Annotated in this window: 8 protein-coding genes and 1 pseudogene; 3 read left to right on the plus strand and 6 right to left on the minus strand. The window is 59.3% G+C overall.

The annotated features are described in order from the left end of the window. Positions 1–89 precede the first annotated feature (89 nt). Positions 90–353 (plus strand): DUF4404 family protein, encoded by a 264-nt coding sequence (locus ACIOWE_RS03530; RefSeq protein ID WP_083368391.1) that lies wholly within the window; start codon positions 90–92, stop codon positions 351–353. Between the two features lie 73 nt (positions 354–426). On the opposite strand, the pseudogene ACIOWE_RS03535 reads toward ACIOWE_RS03530, so the two are convergent. The 3 genes and pseudogenes from ACIOWE_RS03535 to ACIOWE_RS03545 all read right to left on the minus strand — a co-directional run. Continuing rightward, a pseudogene (locus ACIOWE_RS03535) lies at positions 427–525 on the minus strand (metal ABC transporter ATP-binding protein); the annotation flags it as partial. Between the two features lie 16 nt (positions 526–541). After that, a complete protein-coding gene (gene queF, locus ACIOWE_RS03540) occupies positions 542–1,372 on the minus strand; it encodes an NADPH-dependent 7-cyano-7-deazaguanine reductase QueF (protein ID WP_103305084.1) in 831 nt (276 codons plus the stop codon). A 61-nt stretch (positions 1,373–1,433) separates the two neighbouring features. Beyond that, entirely contained in the window at positions 1,434–1,967 is a 534-nt protein-coding gene (locus ACIOWE_RS03545; RefSeq protein WP_201237468.1) for a plastocyanin/azurin family copper-binding protein, read from the minus strand. A gap of 164 nt (positions 1,968–2,131) precedes the next feature. Here ACIOWE_RS03545 and ACIOWE_RS03550 point away from each other — a divergent pair, with 164 nt between their 5' ends. Together ACIOWE_RS03550 and ACIOWE_RS03555 are read left to right on the plus strand one after the other, a co-directional pair. Then, on the plus strand, positions 2,132–2,812 hold the full coding sequence (locus tag ACIOWE_RS03550) for a heavy metal response regulator transcription factor (protein WP_401387427.1): 681 nt from the start codon (positions 2,132–2,134) through the stop codon (positions 2,810–2,812). Next, complete coding sequence (locus ACIOWE_RS03555; RefSeq protein WP_401387430.1) at positions 2,812–4,161, plus strand: heavy metal sensor histidine kinase; 1,350 nt, start codon at positions 2,812–2,814, stop codon at positions 4,159–4,161. The genes ACIOWE_RS03550 and ACIOWE_RS03555 overlap by 1 nt, the downstream gene beginning before the upstream one ends. A 109-nt stretch (positions 4,162–4,270) precedes the next feature. Here ACIOWE_RS03555 and ACIOWE_RS03560 read toward each other — a convergent pair whose 3' ends face one another. From ACIOWE_RS03560 to ACIOWE_RS03570, 3 genes are all read right to left on the minus strand, one after another. Next, on the minus strand, positions 4,271–5,515 hold the full coding sequence (locus tag ACIOWE_RS03560; RefSeq protein WP_401387433.1) for a lipoprotein-releasing ABC transporter permease subunit: 1,245 nt from the start codon (positions 5,513–5,515) through the stop codon (positions 4,271–4,273). Between the two features lie 63 nt (positions 5,516–5,578). After that, complete coding sequence (lolD, locus tag ACIOWE_RS03565; protein WP_169844077.1) at positions 5,579–6,262, minus strand: lipoprotein-releasing ABC transporter ATP-binding protein LolD; 684 nt, start codon at positions 6,260–6,262, stop codon at positions 5,579–5,581. A gap of 7 nt (positions 6,263–6,269) precedes the next feature. Then, positions 6,270–7,486: lipoprotein-releasing ABC transporter permease subunit (locus tag ACIOWE_RS03570; protein ID WP_401387436.1), on the minus strand; the 1,217-nt coding region annotated here is incomplete at its 5' end.

Raw genomic sequence — 7,486 nt, forward strand, 5'->3', positions numbered from 1 at the left:
ACGAGAGTGGATTAATCTAAAGGTCAGCCATAGACCTTTGGCGCGCGGCTGCGGTCAATGCCAGTGCCTCTCGATAAAAGGAAAACACCATGCCCGCCCAAGAACTGCAAAAACAGCTCGATACCCTGCGCGAGCAGCTGGAGCAGAATCCGCCGCTGTCGGAAGCCGAACGTGAAGATCTGCATGCGTTGATGGCGCAGATTGAATCCGAAATCAAACTGGAGAGCGCGACTCAAGACGCCAGCATTGCCGATGGCGTGAATCTGGCCGTTGATCGCTTCGAACTCGAACACCCGGCCATTGCCGGCACCCTGCGCAACATCGTCAACGCGCTGGGCAGCATGGGGATCTGATTCCCTGCCCCACGAAAAAGCCCTGCCATCACTGGCAGGGCTTTTTCATTTCCACGATTTGCAACGCAGCCCCCTGTGGGAGCGAGCCTGCTCGCGAATGCGGTGTGTCATTAAAAAATGATGTCAGCTGACCCGCCGCTTTCGCGAGCAGGCTCGCTCCCACATTAGGTATTTCACACCCCGGTTATTTATTGACGCACAAGTCTGTGGTTCGGCAGCTGTACGCTCTCGGTGCTGCGATACGGGTTGATGTCCAACCCACCGCGACGCACGTAACGTGCAAACACCGTCAACTTCTCCGGTTTCAGCAACCGTTGCAGATCAAGAAAGATCCGCTCCACGCACTGCTCATGGAAGTCCGAATGCTGGCGGAAGCTGACGATATATTCCAGCAAACTGGCATGATCCAGCGCCGAGCCGCGATATTCCACCACCACACTGCCCCAATCGGGCTGGCTGGTCACAGGGCAATTGGATTTGAGCAAATGGCTGTGCACGCTCTCCTCGACAATGCGCGAATCATCACAGCGCAGCAGTTCCGGACGCGGATGCTCGTAGTTGCTGACGCTGATATCCAGATCGTCAATGCACACGCCAGGCAGCGCCACGACACCTTCCGCTTCAACGTCTTTCAGGCTGCGAACCCGCACGCCCACCGGCTTGCCGGCAGCGGCAGACAGGTCTTTTACCAGTGTCGCTTCCAGCGTCGCGATATCGGCAAACGCCGTCTGATTCAGCGAGTTCAGGTACAGCTTGAACGACTTCGATTCGATGATGTTCGGCGAATCCGCTGGAATGCTGAATTCACCGATCGCCACCACCGGTTTGCCCGACGGCAACAGCCACGACAACTCGAAGCAGTTCCAAAAATCCACACCTTTATACGGCAGGGTTTCGGCGGTCAGGCCCAACTCGGCCCATTTCGCGGTACGCGGAATCGGGAACAGCAGGGACGGCGTGTACGTGGCGATGTATTCGCTGGATTTGCCCAGCGGCGAATGTTCGGCTGCGGGATGCATGGCGGAAACCTGACTGAAGAATCAGCGGATTCTACCAGCCTTTGCTCGCGCCTTTGAGTGCTTACTGACTGACAGTCAGTTTGCCGACCATGCCGGCCTGATAATGTCCGGGGATATTGCAGGCAAATTCCAGACTGGTGGCCTTGCTGAAGGTCCAGGTCAGCTCGGCGGTTTTGCCCGGCTCGACCAGCACACTGTTGGGATCGTCATGCTTCATGCCATGGCCCATCGCAGCGTGATCCATGCCCGCCATGTCGTGGGACATTTCTTTCATGCCGGTAGGCGTGAGCATGCCGCTTTGCTGCATCTGCAACATTTCCTGCTGGTGTGCAGCGTGCATTGCCGCGTCGCCGAGGTTGAATTCGTGCAGCAACTGGCCTTTATTCACCAGCACAAAGCGAATGGTCTCACCCGCTTTGACTTGGATCGCTTTCGGATCGAACGACATGTCGTTCAGCACCACCTCGACGCTGCGCGTAGCTTTCGCGGCCGGCGCCGGTTGGCCGAAATCGTAGGTGTGCGCAGGTCCGGCCCAGACCGGCGAGCTCAGCGCCAGCACACATGCGGCGACGGCCAAAGGATTGCGCAAAAACATAGTCGTACTCCAACAAGATAAGGTTCAGCCTGTGGGAAACTTTAGCCGGCCTGCGCTGGCATCTACCTGACACGCAGATTACAACTTTGTCAGTTTGGCGCTTATCGCGCTCGCCCACGGTATAAAGCTGTCGTTCCTGCACCCCGAATCAAGCCGAGTCGCCCATGAAACTGTTGATCGTCGAAGACCAAGCGAAAACCGGCCATTATCTGCGCCAGGGCCTGACCGAGGCCGGCTTCAACACCGAACTGGTAGCCGACGGCAACAGCGGTCAGCAACTGGCCTTGAGCGGTGACTATGCGTTGCTGATCCTCGACGTGATGCTACCCGGACGCAATGGCTGGCAGATTCTGCAAGCGGTGCGCAGTGCCGGACTCGACACGCCGGTATTGTTTCTGACGGCTAAAGACGCCGTGGAAGACAGGGTTCACGGCCTCGAACTCGGCGCCGACGACTATCTGGTCAAGCCTTTCGCCTTCTCTGAGTTACTGGCCCGGGTACGTAGCCTGTTACGTCGCGGCAGCGCCACACCGCAGGAAACCAGCCTGCAACTGGCCGACTTGCGTCTGGACCTGATCCGCCGCCGGGTCGAACGCAGTGGTCAGCGCATCGACCTGACCGCCAAGGAATTTGCCTTGCTGGAAATGCTCCTGCGCCGTCAGGGCGAAGTGTTGCCAAAGTCGTTGATCGCTTCGCAGGTGTGGGACATGAATTTCGACAGCGACACCAACGTGATTGAAGTGGCGATCCGCCGTTTGCGTCTGAAGGTCGATGATGAATTCCCCAACAAACTGATCCACACCATACGCGGCATGGGTTATGTGCTCGAAGAGCGTCCAGCCTGATGCGCCGCTTGTCTTTGAGTTCGCGTCTGGCCCTGCTGTTCGCCGCTTGCACCGCCGTGGTTTCACTGTTTGCCGGGGTGTTGTTCAATCGTGCCAGCGAGGCGCACTTCATTGAGCTCGACCAGCAATTGCTCGACGGTAAACTGATCGGCCTGAGGCGTGCCCTGCAGGATGTTCAGGCCAATGAAAGTGAGGCACGGCTGGCGGATGAACTCAGTCGCCAGGCCGATCTGTCACTGCGCATCACTGGCGGTGACGGCCAACGCTGGTACGACAGCTCGATCCATGTACCACGCGATCTGCCGCAAACCAGCGGTTTATCGACCATCAGCGACGAGGGCACCGATTACCGTGTGCTCAACGCCCCGCTCTACCCGGACAAACCCGACTCGCCACAACTCACCCTGTTGCTGGACATCACCCATCACCAGCATTTCCTGCAACGCATGCAGCATCTGATCTGGCTGACTGTCGGGCTTTCAGCACTGGCCACCGCGCTACTGGGTGCCTGGGCCGCTCGCAGTGGTTTGCGTCCACTGCGGCGCATGAGTGCAGTGGCTCGTGGGATTTCCGCGCAATCGCTCAATGCCCGACTGCCGGAAGCGCAAATGCCGCCAGAGCTTACGGAACTGGCCCACAGCTTCAACGCCATGCTCGGACGTCTTGACGACTCATTTCAGCGACTGTCAGCGTTTTCTGCCGACATCGCCCATGAACTGCGCACACCGCTGTCGAACCTGCTGACTCACACCCAGGTCACCCTCACCCGCCCAAGACCGCTCGAAGACTACCGCGAAGCGCTGCACAGCAACCTCGAAGAGCTGCAATGGATGGCGCAACTGGTCAACGACATGCTGTACCTGGCCAAGGCTGACCACGGTTTGCTGATGCCCAAGCGTGAAGCACTGGAGCTGGCGGATGAGACCGATGTGTTGCTGGAGTTTTTTGCGCCATTGGCGGAAGACGCTGACGTGACGCTGAGTCGCGAAGGTAGTGCCCGCATTGACGGTGATCGCAGCATGTTGCGCCGGGCGATGTCGAACCTGCTGGATAACGCGCTGCGGTTTACCCCGGCTGAGGGCTGCGTTCGCGTGTCGATCGTTGAACAGGCGAACGCTGTGCGGGTTTGCGTCGAGAACAGTGGTGAGGGGATTTCAGCTGAATTGTTGCCGCGCTTGTTTGATCGGTTTTATCGGGCGGATCCGGCGCGACAGGAAGGTAGCAGTGAGCACGCGGGATTGGGGCTGGCGATTACTCAATCGATAGTCCGGGCCCATGGTGGGCAGATTCATTGCGAATCAGCAGCTGGATGGACGCGGTTTGTGATTGAGTTGCCCAAGGGAGATTGAGGCCAGCAGTTCCGGGCCCCTTCGCGAGCAGGCTCGCTCCCACATTGGATCTGCGTCGTGCACAAATCCCCTGTGGGAGCGAGCCTGCTCGCGAAAGCGGTCTAAACGATTACGAATATCTCAGGGCGTGAGCCGGCTCGATCTTCGCCGCCCGCCACGCCGGATACACCGTCGCCAGGAAGCTCAAGATGAACCCGGCGGAGCAGATCAACAGCACATCCCCACCCTGCAATTCGGAAGGCAAGTTACTGACGAAATACACATCGGAACTGAAGATGTGCTGCCCACTCACCCGCTCGACCCAGCCGACCATTTCACTGACGTTCAACGCCGCGATCACACCCAACACACCACCGATCAAGGTGCCGACAACCCCGATCACCGTGCCCTGCACCATGAAGATCGCCATGATCTGCCGCGGCGTGGCACCGATGGTGCGCAGAATCGCGATGTCCGCGCCCTTGTCATTCACCACCATGATCAGCGTCGCGATGATGTTGAACGCCGCCACCGCGACAATCATCAGCAACAGCAGGCCGATCATGGTTTTTTCCATTTTCATCGCACTGAACAGGCTGCCCTGGGTGTGGGTCCAGTCGTCAGCCTTGAAATCGGCGCCGAGGCCGGCGGCGATGTCGGTGGAGACTTTCGGTGCGGCATACAGATCTTTCACCGCCAGACGCACGCTCTGTACCTGATTCGGTTCCCAGTGCTGCATGGTCGCCGCATCGGCGACATGGATCAGGCCCATCGAGCCGTCCAGTTCCGCACCAACCTTGAACACACCCACTACGTTCAGCCGCTGCATGCGCGGGGTGATGCCGCCCGGTGCGGTGCTGACTTCCGGCACGATCAGGGTGATTTTGTCGCCGACATTCAGACGGAAACGGCGGGCGGTAATCTCACCGATCACCACGCCGAACTCACCGGGTTTCAGGGCATCGAGCCGGCCCTGAACGATGTGCTGGGCGATAATCGAGACTTTGCCTTCCTGGGCCGGATCGACGCCGCTGATCTGGATCGGCTGCATCAAGCCTTTGTAGGAAAGCATGCCTTCCATTTCGGTGAACGGCACGGCGGCAGTCACTTCGGGATTTTTCATCGCGGCGGCGGCGACGGGCTGCCAGTCATCGATCGGCTTCACGCCAACGATGGTCGCGTGCGGCACCATGCCGAGGATGCGCGAGCTCATTTCACGCTGGAAGCCGTTCATCACCGACAACACCACGATCATCGCCAGCACGCCGAGGGCGAGACCGATCATCGAGGTCATCGAAATGAACGAAACAAAACGATTGCGGCGCTTGGCGCGGGTATAGCGCGTGCCGATAAAGATCGATAACGGTCTGAACATTCGCTGGGGCACCGTATAAAAATAAAAGACCCGACGCCTCTTCAGACGCCGGGTTTCAACCAATCAGATGGGAGTGAGGCAACCTTCCTGCAAATGCAGGACGCGGTCCATCTGGCGGGCCAGGTTCATGTCGTGGGTCACTACCAGAAACGCGGTGCGCATCGAGGTGCTGAGTTCCAGCATCAGATCCTGAATGCCTTGCGCGGTGTGGGAGTCGAGGTTGCCGGTCGGCTCGTCGAGCATCACCAGGCCTGGCTTGTTCACCAGCGCGCGGGCGATGGCGACACGCTGACGCTCGCCACCGGACAGTTCCGCCGGTTTGTGCTCCAGACGATGGCCCAAACCTACTCGCTCGAGCAACGCGGTAGCGCGCTGACGGGCTTCCGGGATCGGCGTCTTGCCGATCAACAGCGGCATGCAGACGTTTTCCAGCGCGGTGAATTCCGGCAGCAAGTGGTGGAACTGGTAAACGAAACCGAGCGAACGGTTACGCAGCAGGCCACGCTTCTTCTCGCTCAGCGCCGACAGTTCTTCGCCGTCGAGCCAGACGCTGCCCTTGGTCGGCGTGTCGAGGCCACCCAGCAGGTTGAGCAAGGTACTTTTGCCCGAGCCCGAGGTACCGACAATCGCCACTCGCTCGCCCGGGTGCAACTCCAGTTGCAGACCGGCCAGCACTTCTACCGACTCCGGGCCTTCCTCGTAGGATTTGCCCAGGTTGCGGCAGCTCAAGATTGCTTTTTCACTCATGCCCGACTCACTCATAACGTAGCGCCTCCGCCGGCTGGGTGCGCGCGGCACGCCAGGCTGGGTACAGGGTGGCGAGGAAACTCAGAACCAACGCAGCGGCGCAGACCATGACAACGTCCTGGCTCTGCACTTGCGAGGGAAGATAATCAATGAAATACACGTCAGCATTAAGGAACTTGTGGCCGATCAGCCCTTCGAGGGCGGAGATCGCGGCACTGACGTTGAGCGCGGCGAAGATCCCGACCACTGCGCCAATCGCCGTGCCGACCACGCCGATGACCGTGCCCTGGACCATGAACGTGCGCATGATCGTGCCCGGCGTCGCACCCAATGTGCGCAGAATGGCGATGTCGCCCTTCTTGTCGTTCACCACCATCACCAGTGTGGAAATGATGTTGAACGCCGCCACGGCAACAATCAGCAGTAACAGCAGGCCGATCATGGCTTTTTCCATGCGGATCGCCTGATACAGATTGCCATGCGTGCGGGTCCAGTCGCGAGCGTAATAATGGTCTTCGCCAAGCTGCTGGGCGATGTTCCACGCTACGCGCGGTGCCTGGAACAGATCGTCGAACTTCAGGCGGATGCCTTGCACCTGATCAGGCTTCCAGCGATGCATTTTCGCCAGGTCCTGCAGATTGGTGACGCCCAGATAACCATCGAGTTCGCCGGCGCCGACATGGAAAATGCCGACCACGGTGAAGCGCTTCATCCGCGGGAACATCCCGGCCGGGGTCACGCTGACCTCCGGCGCGACGAAAGTGACCTTGTCACCGATGCCCACGCCTAGCTTGGTCGCAGCCTTGTCGCCAATCACGATGCCGAAGCTGCCCGGCGTCAAATCGTCGAGTTTGCCCTGCTTCATGAAGTTGTCGATGATCGACACATTGCGCTCAAGCGCAGGGTCGATGGCGTTGAGCAGCACCTTGGACACCTGACCGTTATTGGTCAGCAGCCCCTGCATCTGGGTGAACGGCGCGACGGCCGTCACCTGCGGGTTCTGCTTGACGCGGGTGGCCAGGCTTTGCCAATCGTTGATCGGCTCGGTGGATTCGATGGTCGCGTGGGGCACCATGCCCAGCACGCGGGTGCGCATCTCATGATCGAAGCCATTCATCACCGAGAGCACGACGATCATCACGACCACGCCAAGGGCGAGCCCGATCATCGAAGTCAGGGAAATGAATGACACAAAATGATTGCGACGCTTTGCACGGGTATAAC

The organism is Pseudomonas sp. NPDC087598 (assembly GCF_044743525.1).
Taxonomy (GTDB): Bacteria; Pseudomonadota; Gammaproteobacteria; order Pseudomonadales; family Pseudomonadaceae; genus Aquipseudomonas.

Excerpts from the sequence above, each read along its gene's own strand:
- lolD (WP_169844077.1), bottom strand. The coding sequence starts at position 6,262 with ATGAGTGAAAAAGCAATCTTGAGCTGCCGCAACCTGGGCAAATCCTAC.
- ACIOWE_RS03530 (WP_083368391.1), top strand. The coding sequence starts at position 90 with ATGCCCGCCCAAGAACTGCAAAAACAGCTCGATACCCTGCGCGAGCAG.
- ACIOWE_RS03545 (WP_201237468.1), bottom strand. The coding sequence starts at position 1,967 with ATGTTTTTGCGCAATCCTTTGGCCGTCGCCGCATGTGTGCTGGCGCTG.
- ACIOWE_RS03550 (WP_401387427.1), top strand. The coding sequence starts at position 2,132 with ATGAAACTGTTGATCGTCGAAGACCAAGCGAAAACCGGCCATTATCTG.
- ACIOWE_RS03555 (WP_401387430.1), top strand. The coding sequence starts at position 2,812 with ATGCGCCGCTTGTCTTTGAGTTCGCGTCTGGCCCTGCTGTTCGCCGCT.
- queF (WP_103305084.1), bottom strand. The coding sequence starts at position 1,372 with ATGCATCCCGCAGCCGAACATTCGCCGCTGGGCAAATCCAGCGAATAC.
- ACIOWE_RS03560 (WP_401387433.1), bottom strand. The coding sequence starts at position 5,515 with ATGTTCAGACCGTTATCGATCTTTATCGGCACGCGCTATACCCGCGCC.